At 59.6% G+C, this 19,477-nt stretch carries 15 protein-coding genes and 1 riboswitch; of the genes, 9 read left to right on the top strand and 6 right to left on the bottom strand.

Going from position 1 to position 19,477, the window contains the following annotated elements; translation table 11 throughout:
* Positions 1-440, top strand: a 440-nt coding sequence (locus NA8A_RS20155; protein WP_009452240.1) for a porin, incomplete at its 5' end; no start/stop codon positions are given.
* 150 nt (positions 441-590) lie between these two features.
* Complete coding sequence (locus tag NA8A_RS20150; RefSeq protein WP_040673187.1) at positions 591-1,706, top strand: pyridoxal phosphate-dependent aminotransferase; 1,116 nt, start codon at positions 591-593, stop codon at positions 1,704-1,706.
* Between the two features lie 106 nt (positions 1,707-1,812).
* Here the strand turns inward: NA8A_RS20150 and NA8A_RS20145 are convergent, their stop codons facing one another.
* The 3 genes from NA8A_RS20145 to NA8A_RS20135 form a co-directional block, all read right to left on the bottom strand.
* Positions 1,813-2,247: a 6,7-dimethyl-8-ribityllumazine synthase gene (locus tag NA8A_RS20145; protein WP_009452238.1), complete on the bottom strand. Its 435-nt coding sequence runs from the start codon at positions 2,245-2,247 to the stop codon at positions 1,813-1,815.
* Positions 2,248-2,330: 83 nt separating this feature from the next.
* Positions 2,331-2,500: riboswitch (FMN riboswitch) on the bottom strand.
* Positions 2,501-2,648: 148 nt separating this feature from the next.
* A complete protein-coding gene (locus NA8A_RS20140) occupies positions 2,649-3,752 on the bottom strand; it encodes a DUF1513 domain-containing protein (RefSeq protein ID WP_009452236.1) in 1,104 nt (367 codons plus the stop codon).
* Entirely contained in the window at positions 3,733-4,827 is a 1,095-nt protein-coding gene (locus NA8A_RS20135) for an imelysin family protein (protein WP_009452235.1), read from the bottom strand. Before NA8A_RS20135 ends, NA8A_RS20140 begins: the two co-directional genes overlap by 20 nt.
* Positions 4,828-5,344: 517 nt before the next feature.
* Between NA8A_RS20135 and NA8A_RS20130 the strand changes: the two genes are divergently transcribed.
* The 5 genes from NA8A_RS20130 to NA8A_RS20110 all read left to right on the top strand — a co-directional run bounded on the left by NA8A_RS20130 (position 5,345) and on the right by NA8A_RS20110 (position 11,052).
* Positions 5,345-6,556 carry an MFS transporter gene (locus NA8A_RS20130; protein WP_009452234.1) on the top strand — a complete coding sequence of 404 codons (1,212 nt, stop codon included), beginning with the start codon at positions 5,345-5,347 and terminating at the stop codon, positions 6,554-6,556.
* A 94-nt stretch (positions 6,557-6,650) separates the two neighbouring features.
* Complete coding sequence (locus NA8A_RS20125) at positions 6,651-7,205, top strand: cysteine hydrolase family protein (RefSeq protein ID WP_009452233.1); 555 nt, start codon at positions 6,651-6,653, stop codon at positions 7,203-7,205.
* Between the two features lie 278 nt (positions 7,206-7,483).
* Positions 7,484-8,092 carry a TetR/AcrR family transcriptional regulator gene (locus tag NA8A_RS20120; protein WP_009452232.1) on the top strand — a complete coding sequence of 203 codons (609 nt, stop codon included), beginning with the start codon at positions 7,484-7,486 and terminating at the stop codon, positions 8,090-8,092.
* 13 nt (positions 8,093-8,105) lie between these two features.
* Entirely contained in the window at positions 8,106-9,269 is a 1,164-nt protein-coding gene (locus tag NA8A_RS20115) for an isovaleryl-CoA dehydrogenase (RefSeq protein ID WP_009452231.1), read from the top strand.
* Between the two features lie 175 nt (positions 9,270-9,444).
* Positions 9,445-11,052, top strand: a complete 1,608-nt coding sequence (locus NA8A_RS20110) for a carboxyl transferase domain-containing protein (RefSeq protein ID WP_009452230.1) — start codon at positions 9,445-9,447, stop codon at positions 11,050-11,052.
* 41 nt (positions 11,053-11,093) lie between these two features.
* Here NA8A_RS20110 and NA8A_RS20105 read toward each other — a convergent pair whose 3' ends face one another.
* Positions 11,094-11,681: a DUF922 domain-containing Zn-dependent protease gene (locus tag NA8A_RS20105; protein ID WP_009452229.1), complete on the bottom strand. Its 588-nt coding sequence runs from the start codon at positions 11,679-11,681 to the stop codon at positions 11,094-11,096.
* 153 nt (positions 11,682-11,834) lie between these two features.
* The gene (locus NA8A_RS20100) at positions 11,835-15,707 is read right to left on the bottom strand and encodes a hypothetical protein (protein ID WP_009452227.1); all 3,873 of its coding nucleotides are present in this window, start codon (positions 15,705-15,707) and stop codon (positions 11,835-11,837) included.
* 548 nt (positions 15,708-16,255) lie between these two features.
* Here NA8A_RS20100 and NA8A_RS20095 point away from each other — a divergent pair.
* Positions 16,256-18,205 carry an acetyl/propionyl/methylcrotonyl-CoA carboxylase subunit alpha gene (locus tag NA8A_RS20095; RefSeq protein ID WP_009452226.1) on the top strand — a complete coding sequence of 650 codons (1,950 nt, stop codon included), beginning with the start codon at positions 16,256-16,258 and terminating at the stop codon, positions 18,203-18,205.
* 216 nt (positions 18,206-18,421) lie between these two features.
* On the opposite strand, the gene NA8A_RS20090 is transcribed toward NA8A_RS20095, so the two are convergent.
* Positions 18,422-18,688: an SEL1-like repeat protein gene (locus NA8A_RS20090; RefSeq protein ID WP_009452225.1), complete on the bottom strand. Its 267-nt coding sequence runs from the start codon at positions 18,686-18,688 to the stop codon at positions 18,422-18,424.
* A gap of 439 nt (positions 18,689-19,127) precedes the next feature.
* Here NA8A_RS20090 and NA8A_RS20085 point away from each other — a divergent pair, with 439 nt between their 5' ends.
* The gene (locus NA8A_RS20085) at positions 19,128-19,472 is read left to right on the top strand and encodes a DUF2147 domain-containing protein (protein ID WP_009452224.1); all 345 of its coding nucleotides are present in this window, start codon (positions 19,128-19,130) and stop codon (positions 19,470-19,472) included.
* Positions 19,473-19,477 lie beyond the last annotated feature (5 nt).

Raw genomic sequence — 19,477 nt, 5'->3', positions numbered from 1 at the left:
ACTACGACTACACCCCGAACGTCATCGGCAAGGTCAGCCTGACGCAGGGCTGGGGTTCGGTTGCTGGTTTCGTCGCTTACGACGGTACGGCTGAAGAGTGGGCCCTCAAGGGCTTCGCCTCCATCAAGGCGACGCAGCAGCTCACCCTCGAACTGCTCGCCACCTACAACTCCGACGACAACTGGTACAGCAACGGCTACGAGTACTCGTTCGGTGGTCACCTGAAGTATGCCGCTACGCCGAAGCTCGCGCTCGGTCTCGGCGGTCAGTACTTCGGTGAGAAGCACGGCACCAATGCCGACGACTGGACCATCGGTGGCGTTGTCGACTACGCTCTGGTTGAGAACTTCAACACCAAGATCGCAGTCAACTACAACGACGGCGACAGCTACGCAGACGGCACGTTCAGCGGCTTCATCCGCTTCCAGCGCGACTTCTAATAGAAGCGTCTGTAGCAAAGCTTGTGCAAGGCCCGGCAGATGCCGGGCCTTGTTCGTTTCAGAGATGCCTTCCTTCGGCAAAAGCGATTTCGTTCAAGCGGGGCTTGATGTAGGGTCCGCCCGTCCGCAATGAACAGGCCAGACCGAAGCATGAGCAACCGCCGCCCGCCACTCACTCCCCTCGCAGCCTCCCTCCCCTCCACCGTGCCCTTTGTGGGGCCGGAAACGCAGGAGCGCGCCATGGGGCATCCGTTCCGTGCCCGGCTCGGGGCGAATGAAAACGGCTTCGGCCCTTCGCCGAAGGTCATTCAGGCAATGGCGGAAGCTGCCGGCGAGGTCTGGATGTATGGCGATCCCGAAAGCCATGACCTGAGGGCCGCTCTTGCACGCGAGCATGGTGTGGGCATCGACAATGTGATGGTGGGCGAAGGGATCGATTCCCTGCTCGGCCTCATCGCGCGGCTTTATATCCAGAAGGATACGCCCGTCGTCACGTCACTCGGAGGCTATCCCACCTTCAACTATCATGTCGCCGGCTTCGGCGGGCGCCTCGTGACCGTTCCTTATGACGGCGTTCGAGAGAATCTCGACGGGCTCGCGAAAGCCGCCGCCCGCGAACAGGCGCCGCTCGTCTATCTCGCCAATCCCGACAACCCCACGGGCACGTGGTGGGAAGCCAGCGATATTCAGCGCTTCATCGAAAAGCTGCCGGAAACGAGCCTGCTCATCCTTGACGAAGCCTATTGCGAAACGGCCCCGTCTTCTGCATTGCCGCCGTTCGACACCAGCCGGACCAATGTGGTGCGGCTGCGCACCTTCTCGAAGGCCTATGCGCTGGCGGGCCTGCGCTGCGGCTATGCAATCGGGGAAGCGGAAACGGTTCGCGCCTTCGACAAGATTCGAAATCACTTCGGCATGCCGCGGATCACCCAGGCGGCGTGTCTCGCGGCCCTTGAAGACAAGGATTATCTCGCGGCCACCGTCGCGAAAATCAAAGCTTGCCGCGAGAAGATCGCAGGCATTGCGACGGCGCAGGGCCTCAACAGCATTCCCTCGGCGACCAATTTCGTTGCCATCGATTGCGGCAGCAAAGCCATGGCGGAAGCCATCATGCAGGGTTTGCTCGAGCGTTCGATCTTCGTGCGCAAGCCCGGAACACCTGGCCTCGATCACTATATTCGCGTGAGCGTGGGCCCCGACGAGGAGATCGCTCGCTTCGAGAAAGCCTTCGGCGAGGCGGTCACGACCGTCCGCAACCAGGCCTGAGCGCCGTCTCCTCCTTCAGCGCATCGCCTCCAAGCCAGACAATGATCCTCGGGCTTACCCGAGGATCCAGGCCAAAAGGGTTCAAACCTTCACAGGCGTCCGTGGGTCAGGCGGCGACTGCCGCCCTTGTCTTGCCGATCATCAGAGCAGCACGGGCGGCCTCCCGCCCCTTTTCCACGAAGTGACCGCGGAAGATATCGATATGATGCGCGGTGGGCTGGAAATGATGCGGCGTGAGCGACACCGAAAGCACCGGGATGCCCGTATCCAGACCGGCTCGCATCAGCCCGTCGACCACGGCCTGCGCAACGAAATCATGGCGGTAAATGCCGCCATCGACCACAAGCGCTGCCGCAGCAACACAGGCGTAACGTCCCGAAGCCGCAAGATCGCGCGCCATCAAAGGCAGCTCGAAGGCGCCCGGAACGTCAAATACATCGACCTGCTCGGCCGGAATCAATTCGCAAAACCCATCGAGCGCACGGTCGACGATCTCGGCGTGCCAGCCGGCCTTTACGAATGCATAGCGGGTGTGTGTCATCGTGATCTCCTTTCGCAACGGACACGTCACCCAAGGCGATCACGGGCAATCGTCCCTGCCGCCAAACCGCAACGGGGACCTCTGCTCGTTCTCTTTCATCCGGACTGTAACCGTCGGCTCAGGCATCTCACCTGATCTGCTGGCCTTTTCCGAAACCGCCCCTGTGGGAGCCGGACCGGGAAAGCGCTCGCGGGCTCGCGGCCCGAAGCCGCATACCGCCGGTGGGGAATTTCGCCCCGCCCTGAGAACGCGGCGACCTTAGAAGAAAAAGCTGCGCCCAACAAGCAAGTTATAGGGCTTCCCCAGTGCCCTTCACCGTTTCTGGGAAACGCTGCGCTGCGCAATCTTCCTGTTTTCCGCAGGCGGACGGACATCAGGCGAACCACCTGGCTGCAAAATGCCTAGATACGCCGCAGATGGTTATCCCAGGCAGGCACGTTCGAGGCTTCCCGGCGAATTGCTTCAACCGCTCCTTTCGGGCCTGTGCGGATGATCGCTCCGCGTCCGCTCGTCTCGATCAGCCGGCCCTTGCCAAGAGGAGCAAGACCGCAGCCATCCTCAAGCCGGCGCTCGCCAAGACACTTTCCCGTGGATGCATCCCAGAACACGGCAATACCGCCCTGGGGAGAAGACGTCGCGACAATCTCGCCAGAGAGGTCCGTGGACACGGAGCCGACATAATTGTCAAGCGCCTTCAAGGTCGCCTCAGGGCCCGTGAAAAGCTCTATCTCGCTGCCACGGCGATGCCGTCCGACCAGCGGCGGCCGCGCCCCGTCCTCGCCCTGATACTGGGCGCCGAACCAGACGACACCGAACCCATCGAGCACCATATGGCGAATGGAAAGCTGATGCAGTTCCGGCGCCAGTTCAGCCTGCTCCACCAGATCGCCCGTCTCGCTATCTATATAGGCAAGGCTTGGTTTCATGGTCGGCAGGTTGAGCTTCATGCGCTCGTAGTCGGGATGGGTGAGAATGCCGCCATTGGCCACGCACAGGGTGCGGCTGTCCTTCATGAGGACCACCTCATGGGGGCCGACGCCTCCCGTATCGAATTCGGCAATGCGCCGGAAACCGTTCGTCGCATCGTAAAGTCCGGTAACGCCGCGCTCGCCGTCATAGTCGTTTTCCGTAGCAAGGAGCAGACGCCCGTCCGGCGTGAAAACGCCGTGGCCATAGAAATGCCGGTCGGGAGGCGGCGCAAAAGCCCGCGGCTCATCCTTGCCATCGAGGGAAAAGACGACCGCAAAGCGGCCCGGCGAGCGAGCAAAGGCCACGGCCCGCCGGCGCGGCAGGTCAATTGCGAAAGAGTGGCCGCGCGCCTCCAGCGGCACCACCAGCCGGTCATTGCCTGCAGCATCGATGACGGCGGCCTCAAACCCTCCGCCATTCAGGCGCGCGCCCAGAAAGAGCGCCTCTTCCGCCGCGTTTGCCACCGACAGCGGATAGAGGCTTGCGGCGCTGCAAAGCGCGAGAAAAGTTCTCCGATCAATCTCCGTCGAGCGCATTGAATCCCATGACCAGTCCGAGCGCGCCGGACAATTCCCCGTTGAGCGTATGTTTTGCGCCCTCCATGGCGACCGTCGCATAGGAAATGCGCGAACGATCCTCGGGCGCGGCGAAGGCTTGTTCCGGTTCAGCCTCGACAGAAGCGAGGGCATCGCGCGCATGGCTGACGTCAAAAACCATGGCCCGGCCATAGCCATTCACGAGGTCGGATGTTCCATCCACGAAACCGGCCGCGTGAACAAGCTGGTCCACCCCATCGAGCTGAGCGGCGGCGAAGGCAAAACTCTGGCCGCTGCGCCAGAACGGCGCGCGGCGTCCCTGCGCCTTTTCCGGCGCATCCCCGAGAGCGGGAAGGAGTTCGGCATTGCGCACAAATTGCAGCGCGGTTCCTGCCGCCTTCACGATCTCGGCAGCCACCTCCTCCCCGGAACGATAGGGATCCAGATCCGGCGCCGGGTCGGTGAAAGCCTTGTGAAACGATGTGCCCTCGCTCCAGCCTTCGACCAGCGTATCAACAATAGCCTCGACATTGGCAGCGATGGACACGCCATAGGCGCATCGCCGCTCGCCATCACCTGCTTCGGCGATCGCCTCCGCACCGGTCCCGTAAAGCACATATTCGAGCGCCGGCAGTCCCTGCAAAGCAACACTCTGCCCGGCTACATCTGCCGAGAGCGGAGCATCCGAGGCAAGCAGCCCCTGGACCTGGCGAAGCGTCACGCCACGCGGATCGGGCCAGAAGAAAACCCGTTCAAAGCGGTTTTCGCGAACCAGAGGCCCGAAACGCAAGACCGAAACATAGCCCCAGGCAGGCACTGTTTCGGCAAAGGCGTCGCGCGCGCTCTGAAGTGCGTCCGCAGACGGTGCCCGGCATAATTCTTCCATCGAGGAGGCCAGTGTCGCACTCGTCTCGCTCAGGGCGCCCAGAACCGGGTCCACGAAGCCTTGAATAACCGCCGATCCGATATCCGGGGCAATGGCATTCGGATCCGGGGAAACCTCGCCTTCCTGTGCGAGCGCCGCAGCCGACAGGAGGCAAAAAGGGAAGAAACAAAGGGTCGAGCGCGCGCGCATCAAAAGGCTCCGGACTTTCGCTGTGAGCGCGGCGACACGCCGTCACGCTCGGTCCATAAAAATGCAGGTGCAACGACACCCGCTCAGCGCATCGGCCTGAAGACCTGAGGGAAGCTTTCGGAAAGCACGACGCGCGATTTTCATAATCCATGGCCTGCGCGTCCCAAAAGGCACGCAGAGCTGTAGGGCTTAGCGCCGACGGACACAGATCACAAGGGCGCAGGCATGATCATCGATAAAAATTGAACGCACTTGTCCAGAATAAGCGTTTCACATCAATCAATTATACATATGAAACCGGTGTTTTTGCGAAAGAGCTTGCATCGCCCGCTAACCGAAGCCACATTGAAATAAGCCGTCGCTGCGTCAGCCAGCCCTTTCCAGACGGCATCCGCACCTTCATCGCTTTCTCTTCCAATCGGCCTTTCTCGCCGTGGTGCGCCCACTTTTCCCAGACTTGTTTCGCCGCGCTGTTTCCAGCGCGCCTTCCTTCATCAATCACGTTTTGGAGATGACCATGCCCGCCAATCGACGGGACCCTTTCGCCGCCTGCACGGTCCATGCGCCTGGAGACAGGCTGCTCCTGAGCCTGCTGGCGCTCTGCGTCTTCTTTGTCGGCGCAACCGAGTTCATGGTTGCGCCCCTACTCTCCCCCATAGGCACGGCATTCAACGCAACACCGGCAGAAGCCGCGCTTCTGATCTCCGGCTATGCGCTTGCCTACGCAATCGGAGCGCCGCTTCTGGGCCTTCTTTTTCGCTCGAGCGGGCGCCGCCCCCTGCTTTTGAGCAGCCTTTTTTTGCTGGCGCTGGATGGGGTTGCCGTCACTCTTGCCCCTTCCCTGCCCCTAGCCATCGGATTGCGCATCCTGGGCGGTCTGGCGGCTGCCGGGCTCATTCCAGCCGTTTTCGCGCTGATCGCGGATCACTACTCACCGGCTCGTCAATCGGCGGCCATGGGACACGCGATGCTCGGCATGACTGCCGGTATCGTCAGCGGTCCTGCGATTGCCGGGGTTCTTGCGCAGGAGCTTGGGTGGCAGGCCCCGTTTTTAGCCAGCGCGCTCGGTTGCCTTCTTCTGCTACCGGCAGCCTGGAGCATTCTGCCCCATGGAACCTCCCGACGCCCCCACGCCACAGACAAACCCGCATCAACCGCAAAAAGGCAATGCGCCGGATTGCTGATCGCCAAGGCGCTCTGGAACGGAACCGCGGTCGCAGGTTTTGCACTGACGGGTGAGTACCTTCGCCGGCGATACGGGCTTGCGACAGCCGAAGCCGGGTTTGCCGTCGCCTTTTTCGGGATCGGGCTCGCCGCCGGCAATCTGACGACCGGCAGAGCTCGCGGTTTCATGGGCAGCGACGAACGGCTTCTTCTTTCCGCTGTTTTTCTGCTCGGCGCGGCATTTGCTGCTTTCCTGATCCTGCCTCTGCCCCTATTCGGCGCATTGGCCGCGCTTTTTGCTTCAGGCCTTGCGCTTGGTTATGCGGCTCCTGCAAGCACGACGCTCCTTGCCGCGCGCGCGGGACCATCGAAGGGGGTGGTGCTTGCGCTTTCGGAAAGCGCAAACAATCTGGCGCTGCTGTTCCTGCTGTCGCTCTCGGCAAGTGTTTTCGAGCAACAAGGCATGATGGCGGCGGGCATTCTCCTTCTTTGCGGGATGGGGTGCGGCATTGCCCTTCTGGTTTCAGACCTTGGCCAAGGCACTCAACCGAAAGAACGCGAATGAGCCTTGCCCGCCGTTTTCCCGAAACTGCACCAATGCGTTCCCCGGCGGGAGAGCGCTAGTATCCAGCTGATAACCGGCCAGGAAAGGACGTTCCATGGAACTCGACGGTGCCGTTCTGCTTCTCGTCGACTATCAGCAGGCTTTCGACGGAGCGCCATGGCCACGCCGCTGGAATGATGCGCTCGACGATAACGGATTGGCGCTCCTCGCGGGCTGGCGGAAGGCCGGCAAGCCGATCATTCATGTGCGGCATGATTCCGTCGAGGCCGGTTCAAGCCTCGGCCCCGGCGCACCGGGCAACGCGCTGCGCCCCGGCTTCGCTCCGCTCAAGGGCGAACAACTGGTGAGCAAGAGCGTGAACTCCGCCTTCATCGGCACCGATCTCGACTTGCGCCTGAAGCGGCTTGGCGCAAAATGCGTCGTGACGGCGGGCATTTCCACCGACATGTGTGTTTCAACCACCATTCGCACCGGTGCGAATATGGGCTGGAAAATGATGCTTGTGGCAGATGCCTGCGATTGTTTCGACCTGCCGGACGGTCATGGCGGAACGGTAGCCGCAGAGACGGTGCAAGCCGTGCATGTGGCAACGCTCGGCTTCGAATTCTGCACGGTCACATTCACACAGGCGCTGCTGGCCTCGCTTTGACCTTCCGGTTTTCGGGAACTCTCGGGAAGGCAAAGCGTTTTCAGAAAACGGAGCCGCCCGTGTCAACCGGGCATGACGGCAAGGAATACAGGGACGATTTTCCCGGTTTCCCGCCCTGGCAACAGCGAATGGGCATACGCCTTCCTATCCCGTCCGGGCGGCTTCGATTTTTCTGAAACTGCGATGGCAATACGCACGATATCCCTTCAAGGAGTGTGGTTGAAGGCCTCTTGAATTAATTGAACGTTCATTTTATTTTTTGAGGAACGGAGGACTTCATGGCCCGAACGACCGGATCGGATGGTGAGAAGACCGAGGCGGCAATCCGCGAAGCGGCTGTCGGTCTCATTGCCCGCCTTGGTTTCGAGGCCATGTCCATGCGCCAGCTTGCCGGCGAAGTCGGCGTGCAGGCGGCCGCGCTTTATCGCTACTTCCCGACCAAGGAAGAGCTGCTTTACACGCTGATGCGCGAGCACATGGAAGACCTGATCGCCTCCTGGGAGGAGGCCCGGCCCGCCGCAGCGCTGATCGATGCAGCGCCGGCGGGCCGGCTTGCGACCTTCGTGGAAAACCATATCCGCTTCCACCTTTCGCGCCGCAGCGCCACGCATGTCAGCAATCTGGAACTGCGCAGCCTTTCGGACGAGAAGCTTGCCAGCATATTGGCGTTGCGCGCCCGCTATGAGGATGAATTGCGAGCAATCCTGCGCGATGGCGTCTCGACGGGCCAATTCAAGGTAGAGGATGTGCGGCTGACCGCCATGGCCATCATTCAGATGATCACCGGCGTCATCGTCTGGTTCCGGCCGGAGGAGCGGCTCTCAGCGAACCAGGTGGCAAAAACCTATCACATGATGACCATGCGCCTGGTCGGCGCGCGCGATTGATCGGAGGAGAGCAATGTATACGGGATCGATGAATTTCGGCCTGGGCGAGGATATCGACGCTCTGCGCGACATGACGCATCGCTTCGCACAGGACAGGATCGCGCCGCTTGCGGCCGAGATCGACGCCAGCAACGAGTTTCCGGAGCACCTCTGGAAAGAAATGGGAGAGCTCGGCCTGCTCGGCATGACTGTCGATCCCGAATATGGCGGCAGCGGCCTTGGCTATCTCGCCCATGTGGTGGCCATGGAGGAAATCAGCCGGGCCTCAGCCTCAGTCGGGCTTTCCTACGGCGCCCATTCCAACCTCTGTATCAACCAGATCCGCCGCTGGGGTAGCGACGAGCAGAAGCGCAGATACCTGCCAGCCCTGTGTTCGGGCGAGACCGTCGGCGCGCTCGCCATGTCGGAAACCGGATCCGGTTCCGATGTGGTTTCGATGCGCCTCAAGGCGGAAAAGCACAATGACCGCTATGTGCTGAACGGCTCGAAAATGTGGATCACCAACGGTCCCGATGCCGGCACGCTCGTCGTCTATGCCAAGACCGCGCCCGATGCGGGTCCGCGCGGCATCACCGCCTTTCTGATCGAGCGGAACATGAAGGGTTTCTCGGTGGCGCAGAAGCTCGACAAGCTGGGCATGCGCGGTTCCAACACCGGCGAACTCGTGTTCGAGGACGTCGAAGTGCCCTTCGAGAACGTGCTCGGCGAAGAAGGCAAGGGCGTCAATGTCCTGATGTCAGGCCTCGACTATGAGCGCGTGGTTCTGGCGGCCGGGCCGGTCGGCATCATGGCGGCCTGCCTGGATGTCGCCATGCCCTATGTGCGCGAGCGCAAGCAGTTCGGCCAGCCCATCGGCGCATTCCAGCTGGTGCAGGGCAAGCTCGCCGACATGTACACGACGATGAATGCGGCGCGTTCCTATGTCTATGCCGTGGCGGCGGCCTGCGACCGGGGAGAGACCACCCGTAAGGATGCTGCCGGGTGCATTCTCTATTCGGCGGAGAAAGCCACGCAGACCGCTCTCGATGCGATCCAGCTTCTGGGCGGCAACGGCTATATCAACGAGTTTCCGGCAGGCCGGCTGTTGCGCGACGCCAAGCTCTATGAAATCGGCGCCGGGACCAGCGAAATTCGTCGCTGGCTGATCGGCCGTGAGATGATGGCGGAGTTCGCCTGAAACAGCGGGTTCCGGTTGCACATAATTTCACCATGACCTTATCCTGTGCTTCGGCATAGTTCCGCCTCCCCTGTGCCTCAAGCACAGTTTCGCTCCATGTGCTTGAAGCACAGTTTCGCCATCCTGTGCTTGAAGCACAGTCCGCATCGATATGTTCCGTTGAGCAGAGGATTTCATGACCGTTCTTCAGTCACAGCTCTCGCCCTCCTCCGACGCATTCAAGGCGAATGCGGAACGCATGCGCACCCTGGTCGCGGAGACGGCGAGGAAAGCAGCGGAGATAGCGCTTGGCGGCCCTGCCGAAGCACGCGAACGGCACGTCAAGCGCGGCAAGCTGCTGCCGCGCGAACGCCTCGCCCAGCTTCTGGACGTCGGTGCGCCCTTTCTGGAGATCGGCCAGTTCGCCGCCTATGACATGTATGGGGGCGATATTGCTTCGGCAGGCATGATTGCGGGCGTCGGACGTATCGAGGGGCGCGAATGCGTGGTCGTCGTCAACGACGCCACGGTCAAGGGCGGCACCTATTATCCACTGACGGTCAAGAAACATCTGCGCGCCCAGGAGATCGCGCTGGAGAACAACCTTCCCTGCGTCTATCTGGTCGATTCGGGCGGGGCCAACCTGCCCAATCAGGACGAGGTCTTCCCGGATCGGGAGCATTTCGGCCGCATCTTCTTCAACCAGGCCAACATGTCGGCGAAAGGCATTCCGCAAATCGCCTGTGTGATGGGCTCATGCACCGCCGGCGGTGCCTATGTGCCGGCCATGAGTGACGAGACGATCATGGTAAAGGGCCAGGCCACCATCTTTCTGGGCGGCCCGCCGCTCGTGAAGGCGGCGACGGGCGAAGTGGTGACGGCGGAAGAGCTTGGTGGCGCGGAGGTTCATACGCGCGAATCTGGCGTTGCCGACCATTACGCGCTCAACGACGACCATGCGCTCGCCATCGCAAGGCGCATCGTGAAAAACCTGAATCGAAAGAAGGACGTAAAGCTCGATCTTCGCAAACCGATTCCGCCGCTTTACGACCCGCAGGAACTCTACGGACTGATCCCTTCCGATACGCGCCAGCCCTATGATGTGCGTGAGGTGATTGCCCGTGTGGTCGACGGTTCGGAGTTCGATGAATTCAAGGCGAACTACGGCACGACACTGGTGACGGGCTTTGCCCATCTCCATGGAATTCCTGTCGGCATCATCGCCAATAATGGCGTTCTGTTTTCCGAATCGGCGCTCAAGGGCGCGCATTTCATCGAGCTGTGCTGCCAGCGCAAGATACCCCTGATCTTTCTGCAAAACATCACGGGCTTCATGGTCGGCCGGAAATACGAAGCCGGAGGCATTGCCCGTGACGGCGCCAAACTGGTGACCGCCGTTGCAACCGCGCAGGTGCCCAAAGTAACAGCGATCATCGGCGGCTCCTTCGGCGCGGGCAATTACGGCATGTGCGGTCGGGCCTATTCACCGCGCTTCCTGTGGATGTGGCCCAATGCGAGGATTTCCGTGATGGGTGGCGAGCAGGCGGCGACCGTTCTTTCCATCGTGCGCCGCGAGGGCATCGAGCGGCGCGGCGGCAGTTGGTCGGAAGAGGAAGAGGCAGCGTTCCGCAAGCCTATCCTCGAAAAATATGAACGCGAAGGCAATCCGCTTTATTCCAGCGCGCGGCTTTGGGACGATGGCATCATCGATCCAGCCAAGACACGGGATGTGCTCGCACTCAGCCTGAGCACGGCGCTCAACGCGCCCATCGGCGAGACCAAATTCGGCGTGTTCCGTATGTAGGGGAAGCTGTTCCCGTTCGGACTTCGGACGGCACGGATATCCTACCCGTTCACCAGCGCCAGAACGAGGCGGTGGACATTGCCGCCATCGCTCATTTCCTCGCGGTCGAATTCGCGTCCCCGCCTTCTCTGCTCCTGCGAAAGAGCGCCCAGATGTTCCTGAAGCTTCTGGCGCACCTTCTGGCATTTAGGGTCGTTTTCAGCACTAAGCCCGACCGACACGGCCTCGATCTTCCTGACCATCTCGACAATGAATTCGCCATGCACGCGCTCATGCGCGGTGACGCCTGCAATGAAGGTCTCCCAAGACTGGCGCGTCTGCGGTGGCAGGGTCTGGGAAGGTTTCGGCAGGCGATAGGTGATGACGAGATTGGGTTTGGCCGAGGCAAGCGTACAATTGCCTCGGCGCGGCTGATAATCGCGCCGCCAGGTGAGTTTGAAATCCGTATAGGCGATAACACGCCCCATGCCGATCTTCGGGCCGCGCTCACCGATGGAGCGATAAAGCTCGATGCCGCTTTGGCCTGTTATTGTGTAGGTTTCGACCCGCTCCGTGGCGCGCCATTCTGCCCTGGCTGCACCCGCAGCCAGAACCGCCGCCACCGTCAACACCAAACCGCAAACCCGCATGCATCGCCCCGCATCTCTCATCAACGCAGCAAGCGTTAAGAGATTGGCCAGGTGATGGCAATGCGGGGAAAAAGATCCTTCCCGCCGATTGACCGAAGGCGGGAAGAGAAAAGGCGGCCGGCATCTCCCCTCTCGGCGATGCCGGCCCGGGCGTCAGAACTTGCCGACCACGTTCAGGAAGGGGCCGCGATCGTCCAGCGTGAGGTCACGCAGGTCGTCCGAAAAACGCCCGAAATTATAGCCCGCGCCAACCTTAAAGTTGTTACCGACATGGCGATAGACGGCGGTCATGAGACCGTAGTCCGTGGACTCGATATCCGGCAGGTAGAAGGCCCTACCCTCAATCATCGCGTCCCAGTTCTTCACGATATGCAGGTCGGTGCGCAGGATGCCGAGATGAGCGGTCGATTCTTCCCAGGCACCCAGCGTGTTGCTGCCATCCGAAGTGCGTTGACGAATCTCACCCATGCGCATGGCGTATTTTCCGCCAAGCGACAGCCAAGGCAACAGATCGTAGGTTACGTCCGCAGAAACGATGTGGCTGCGTTGCAAGGGGCCATTCTTGCTCCCTGAAAGGCCGCTGATCTGATCGTTGCCTGGCAGATCGTAGAGATAGGTGTAGCGGAACAGCGCATTCACCATGTCATGGTCAACGGGCCGATAGGCATAGCCAAGCGAGGCTTCAATATAGTCGCCATTGTAGTATTCGCCAGCATCCGTTTGGGAGATGACCGCATCCACATTACCGAGAACACGCCCGCTTTCGTCATGTTTCCAGGCAAGGCCAGCGCTCATGAGATAGGTGTTGCGGTCACGGCTGCCGTCGTCGGAACGCTCGAACCGCGCTTCACCGCGCACACGCGAACTCAGCCCAAGTTCCTCTTCCTTGAAGCCGACGCTGAGGGAACCCGCGTAGCGTTCGAAATCGGAGTATTCCTGGCCGGTGGCCGGATTGATGCGACCGTCTTCCACATCACCCGCCTCGAAACCGGCATCGACGGTCCAGAGCGGATCGGGCGTGTAGATGACACCATAGGTCTGGGCAAGCGAGACACGGCGCCCGAACAGATCGTAATTGCTTTCCGAATAGGCCGAAGCGACATCGTTGATACGCTTCTTCACGCCGGCAACAATCGCGCCGCGATCATGGCCCACAAGATCGTAGCCATAGCTCCCGTCGCCCGCCCGATCAGGGTCCAGGCGGTAACCGAGATAGTAGTGGTCCTCAGCCGTCGGATCATAGGTCAGGCCGGCAAGACCGCCGAGGCCGGCGGGACCCCAGGAGACTTCACCCTGGGCACCAATCTTCTCGGTCAGGCGTACTTCCGCACCCACGCCGTAGCGGTCGTTTTTCTTGACGTCGCCCTTCTTGTCCACGGTCGCCTGGGCGAAGCCGTAGTAGAGGTAGTCCTCGCTCTCCCGGTAGTCGACACGCACGCCTGCATCGAGGCGCGTTCCGTTATAGCCGGATTTGCCGGCTGCTACAGAAGTGGGTGAATAGAGCTTGGAATAGGAGACGCCAAAGGCTGCCTTCCAATATGCATCATACTCCCAGCTGACGGCCACCTCGGCTTCGCTTTTGCGACGCCCTTCGTCGTTTCGATAGTCGTCATAGGACAGATCGAGATCGAGTGTTGAGGTGAGAGGCAATTCCGCATGTGCACCCCAGATCCGCTCGTTCACTCGAATCTGATCAGTCAGGCTTGTAAAGCCCGCATCCTTGCTCTCGTAATAGCCGCCTAGGGTCCCGGGGAACCCCAGACGCTTGAAGTCCTTCAAATCCATCTGGCCACGTATGGCCCACGCCTGCGATGCCTTGTCGCTACGGCCCGTGGTGGCGGTGTCAGAGATGGTCAGGCCACCGTCAGTGGAATTGGACAGGCCGAAGCCAGGCCCCTTGGTCCTTGCGAACTCCGCGTCCAGATAGCTGTTTTCGGAGCGGCGAATGCGAATATCGGCGCCATAGGCCCGGTAGTCGGCGGTTCCGGTTTGATCGGAAATACCGGTAACCCCGACGCGGACACTATTGCGGAGCCATGCTTCGGCCCGACCGCCATAGGCATAATCGTCCATCTCATCCGCTCGTCCCTTATACTCGTACTGCGCGATGAAGTAGGTGGCATAGCCGCCCAATGCACCGTCACGGACAGGACCGGACACCGCGGTCGACGACGGTAAGGGCTTGGATAGAATGACAACGCCCTGCAGGTAGTCGATCGAATAGTCCTCGCCATAAGCGAGCGCCCGCCTTTCGATGACATGACCGGTGATCGGGTCGCGATATTCAACATGAAGGGTTTCCGAACCCTCGATAATCTTCTGCCGCTTCAGAAAATATGCCGAGCCACCCGTTCCCCGATATTCATCGCGTTGCGGCAAGGTCTCGGGCTGCGCTCCAAAGGCGGTTGCCTGGAAGCGCGGCTCTCCGAAGGAGGTATTGCCTGGAGAACGCAAAACCATGTTGCCGCCATAGAGGCCTCGGTCGACCTGCAGATAGCGGGTGCCGGAAATCTTGGTCTTGTAATTGCCCCACATGACATGACTGTCGCCACGCTCGAGACGGACGTAGAATTTACCGCTGGTGGGAGCATCATCCACCGATTTCGAATCGTCACCATAAACAGGGTAATATTTGTCCGGATCGATCCGGCGCAGAAATTCCTTAGGATCGCGGGCGTCGAGATCCTTGAAGAGATGTTTGATTTCGTTTTCACCGGTGTCACCGGCAGCGGTCAGAAGGAACTTTCCCTTGATCTTCCCGCGCAAATAGAAGGCAAGCCTGCCCGAGTTCCATACCCGGTCATATTCACCGGAGCGCACGTCCTCGATGCCGTCGTCGCCGGTTCTCTTGCCAAGCGTGAAATCGGCCAGCGCCACATAGAACCAGTCGCTTGTCGGAATATTCACGTCACGGCTGAAATAGACCCCGCCGCTTTTTGAATCGCCATCAACGGCAATCTCCACCTGATGTTGACCGGGAGGCAGAATGCGCTGGGTAACGAATGTACCCTTCGCATCAATGGGCACCATCTCGTCGAAAGCGATAACACCGTAGCCCTGTGGCACGTTCTTACCGTAGATTGTGACTGCGCCGCCATAGACGGGAATATTGCGGAATGCAGTACGGTCCTCTGCGCGACCCGGAGCAATCGCATCGCCTGAATCGCGCACTGGTTCAGTGCTGCTCACCGCAAGCGAGAGAGGAACCGTTTCATCAAAACGCCCGCGGTCGTCATAGACGCGCAGGACATAGGTATATTCGCCATCGCGAAGGGCCGGCATCACCCATGTCGCCTCGGAATTGGCACGAATGGGGATGATTGCGACCGGTTTGGAACGCTTGGCCTGGTCGGCATTCTCGATGCGGATTTCCGCCCTTGCGATGAAGGCTGGGTAGTTGCTGGTCGCGTAGAATTGAACCGGCTCGCCGGGCTTGTACATCCGACGCATGGGAACGGTGGAGACGTTCAGCAGAGGTTCCTGATCGAGACCGTCGAACTTTACCTGAATATCGACGGCACTGAGGTCCAGATCGGTCTTGCGCTGACGGTCGATGGAACTTGCAGCAGGATCGACGCCGAAGACCCCTTCGTCGCGGATTATGCCATTTTCATCCACCACCTGACCGTCAACAGAAATAACGAAGGGAAGCGAAGGCGTGTCACCAGGGGCAGCTATTTCCGTGTTTTCGCCAATGCGCAACCTGCCTGTCGTGCTGTTATCCAGCATTTTACCCCGAACCATGGAGGGACATGGGACTCCACCGCAAATCTCCCCACCCCCGAAAATCGATTCCGATTCCTCATCCTTGTAGACAGGCGCTTCGTCAGCAGACTTGAAAACCGGAGAGGCATCGAAAATCGCGCTCTTCGCACGCGGTGGATCAGGCGTCACGAGAGGCGGCTCGGGAACCGGATCAATGCCATTTTGCGGATCGGCAGCAAAACCAGGGCCGGCGTAGGCTGCCAAAATTGCGGAAAGCGCCGTTGTTGCCGCAAGAATGCAAGTCCTGGAACGTCTCATCATATGTTTTCCAAATGAATATAATTAAAATCATGACCGTCCATTCTGAAATTTAGACGCCAATAAATCCCAGTTTATGAGACGCTTCGATTTTCGAATTATTTTTGTCAAAACTCACAAATACATATTTACAAAGCTATACTTAAATAATAAACTATTTTAGTTATAATAAAATTTCAATTATTTATTTATATTAATATATTATAATACGTTACAATTATTTTCGTTTCTGAAAATTAGTTATTAATTAGCTCATAATTTTATGCGATTATATGAGGAAAACTTACTGATTATATGGTAGGATTAATTTCTGACAAGGTGCATTATATTGACGGTCGATGTCAGTATCCGAGGTGTAAACTTACGGTATTTCACCCCATACGATGCAGTATAGTCAGGGTCTTCAGCCGCACGCCGGGACCGGGCCATTCAATTGCTTCAGGCAGGCAGGAAATCTTCTTCCTTGAAATGCCAGAGAAGCTGATATTTGCTGCATTTCAAGGTGTCTGACCGCGGCTTCTCAAGCTGGCGGAATTGCTGAGGAGAGACGTATGTTCCAGAAGATTGTCATCGCCAATCGCGGAGAGATTGCCCTGCGCGTCATGCGCACCGCCAAGCGGATGGGAGTTGCCACCGTCGCGGTCTATTCGCAGGCCGATCGCAATGCACAACATGTTCTTCTGGCAGATCAGGCCGTCTGCATCGGGGATGCGCCCGTCGGTGAAAGCTATCTGCGGGGCGACCGGATCATCGAAGCCGCACTTGCCACAGGCGCTGAGGCCATCCATCCCGGCTATGGCTTCCTGTCTGAAAACCCGGATTTCGTGGAGAAGGTCGAGGCAGCGGGGCTGACCTTCATTGGCCCCTCCTCCAAGGCCATCCGCGCCATGGGCCTGAAAGATGCTGCCAAGCGGTTGATGGAGCGCGCGGGCGTCCCGGTGGTGCCCGGTTATCACGGAGAAACGCAAGCGCTGGTGGCGCTTGCGGCCAAAGCGAACGAAATCGGCTTTCCTGTCCTGATCAAGGCCCGGGCGGGCGGCGGCGGCAAGGGAATGCGGCTCGTCTCCGATCCTGACGCCTTTCCCGAAGCCCTTGCGGCGGCCCAGCGCGAAGCCAAGGCAGCCTTCGGCGACGAACGTGTCCTCGTCGAGAAATATGTGGAGACGCCGCGCCATATCGAAGTTCAGGTTTTCGGAGACATGCATGGCAATGTGGTGCATCTGTTCGAGCGCGATTGCTCCGCACAGCGCCGCCACCAGAAAGTGATCGAGGAAGCTCCCGCACCGGGAATGAACGCGCAAACACGTGCTGCCATGACCGAAGCAGCAGTCAAGGCAGCCCAGGCCATCTCCTATTGCGGCGCAGGCACCATCGAATTCATTGTCGATGCCTCCGAGGGGCTGCGACCCGACCGCTTCTGGTTCATGGAAATGAACACCCGGCTGCAGGTGGAGCATCCGGTCACCGAGATGATCACCGGTATCGACCTTGTGGAGTGGCAGCTGCGAGTGGCATCCGGCGAGCCGCTGCCGCTACGGCAGGACGAAATCATGGCGAACGGCCATGCCGTGGAGGCGCGCCTTTATGCAGAAGACGCTGAGCGGGATTTTCTTCCGGCCACCGGCACGCTGCACCATCTATCTTTCCCCGACCACATCGATGGGGCGAAGCTGCGTGTCGATGCCGGCGTGACGCAGGGCGACACGATTACGCCCTTCTACGACCCAATGATCGCAAAGGTTATCGTTCATGCGGCAACCCGTGCCGAGGCGCTGAATGGACTGGCATCAGCGCTCGACACCACACAGGTGGCCGGCTCCACCGTCAATCTCGGTTTTCTCACCCGGCTGTTGCGCGATGAAGATTTCGCGACAAGCAATCTCGAGACAGGCCTGATCGGTCGCAAACAGGACGCCCTTACCCGGATTCCGGTGCCTGCCACGCGTCATGTTGCGATGGCAATCGCAGCCACGAGCGGCGCTGAACTGGATACGAGCAATGGCGATCCCTTCAGCGCGCTGGCTGGCTATGGCCATTTCACGCAGATGTCGCACCGGCGCGAGCTGATGCGCGGCGAGGAAAAGGTGACGGCGCTCGTATCTGCGCAACGGGATGGCTCGCTGGCAATCCATATCGGGGAGAACGAAGCCACACAGCCTATTATCGTGCGCCGCGCGGATGCTGCGCGGGCAGCCGTCTGGCCGGGGCATGTGACCGTATTCGAGGGAGCCGACAGCCTCACCTTCGACGTGCCGGACCTGCTTCAGGCTGCCGATGACGCTGCTGGCGGCGACCGGCTGCGCGCGCCCATGCCTGGCTTGGTGAAACTCGTGCGAGCGCAAACGAATGACGCAGTGAAGAAGGGACAGCCCTTGCTCGTGCTTGAAGCCATGAAAATGGAGCACACGATCAGCGCGCCCCATGACGGCGTTATCGCGGAAATCGCCTCCGAGGGCGCACAGGTCAATGACGGCGCAATGCTGGTGCGCTTCGAGGAATAACGTTACCGTTCTTTCGCCGGAGGCGAGTTGCCCCTCAAAAGGACGCAACACTGGTTTCCGCCCGGACCGCACACTTCGGCTTCCGGCCCGGCGGGGTGAAAAGCCCCGACCGGCCACCTGATTGCTTCTATATCGCGCCGGACGAACCGTCCGGCTGCAAAATGCTGACCTTGCGCATTTGTGCCACGCCGGACGAACCGTCCGGCTGCAAAATGCTCAGTGCACTGTCATCCAGTCACGGGCATCGCGAAGAGCCTTCGCCAAATCTGCCTTCGACATGCTGCCGGCCACTTCGGAACGAAGCGCTGCAGCGCGCTCACATCCCTTGATGGCTGCGATGTTGAACCATTTGTGGGCAGCCACCAGATCGACATCGCAATCGCGACCGGTCGCATACATCATTCCCATCTGGAAGAGCACGTCGGCCTGGGTGGACGAACCAGCCGCGCCGAAGCCTGCTTCCTGAACGTCATAACGTGCCATTTTACCAAACCCTGTTTTTGTCTCCCGAGAGCCTTTATTTCCCCGTTTCCGGGCTGCTCTTCGATGGTTTCGAGAATGCAGGAGCGGGCTGAAATCGCCGTTAAATCTTGTGCTTAATTTGAAGAAAACAAAGTTCAAATTTTCAGTAAACGCCTGTTTTTGTTAAGCATCGGAAGGCGGACGAAAGCAGGCTTTGGAGCATTTTGCGCGGAATTTTCGTTAAGCGGGATGTCAATTCTTCGCTAACCACACCACACATCGATCAAGACAATTTTCTGAAAATTCGAATGAAGAACCGCTCCTCCCGGCGCAGCCCTTCAACGCGTTAAAAGCGGATTTCGCGACGAATCTTTCAGGAGCAACGCCGGTCCCGAGAAGGATTGATTTACTTTTACGTTTGCGTAAGATGTATGCATCGTTCGTTTTGGGAGGAACGTTCATGATCCGCAGCCTGTCTCTTGCCGCCGCGCTCGCCACCCTTGTTACCGGTGGCGCTCTGGCAGACCCAATCGAAGGCAACTGGAAAACCGAAGCCGGCAGCACCGCCCAGATCGTAACCTGCGGTGGGGCCTTCTGCATCACGCTGAAAAACGGCAAGCATGCGGGCAAACAGATTGGCACGTTGAAGGCGGCCGGCGACGGCAATTATGCCGGCAAGATTACCGACCCCGCCAATGACAAGACCTATTCGGGCAAGGGTTCGCTTTCGGGCAACCGGCTGAAAATGGGCGGCTGCGTTCTCGGCGGGCTTATCTGCCGCAACCAGACCTGGTCCAGAATCTGATCCGC

Origin of the sequence: Nitratireductor indicus C115 (assembly GCF_000300515.1) — a bacterium.
GTDB lineage: Bacteria > Pseudomonadota > Alphaproteobacteria > Rhizobiales > Rhizobiaceae > Nitratireductor > Nitratireductor indicus.
This window is presented reverse-complemented; position numbering and strand designations above follow the sequence as displayed.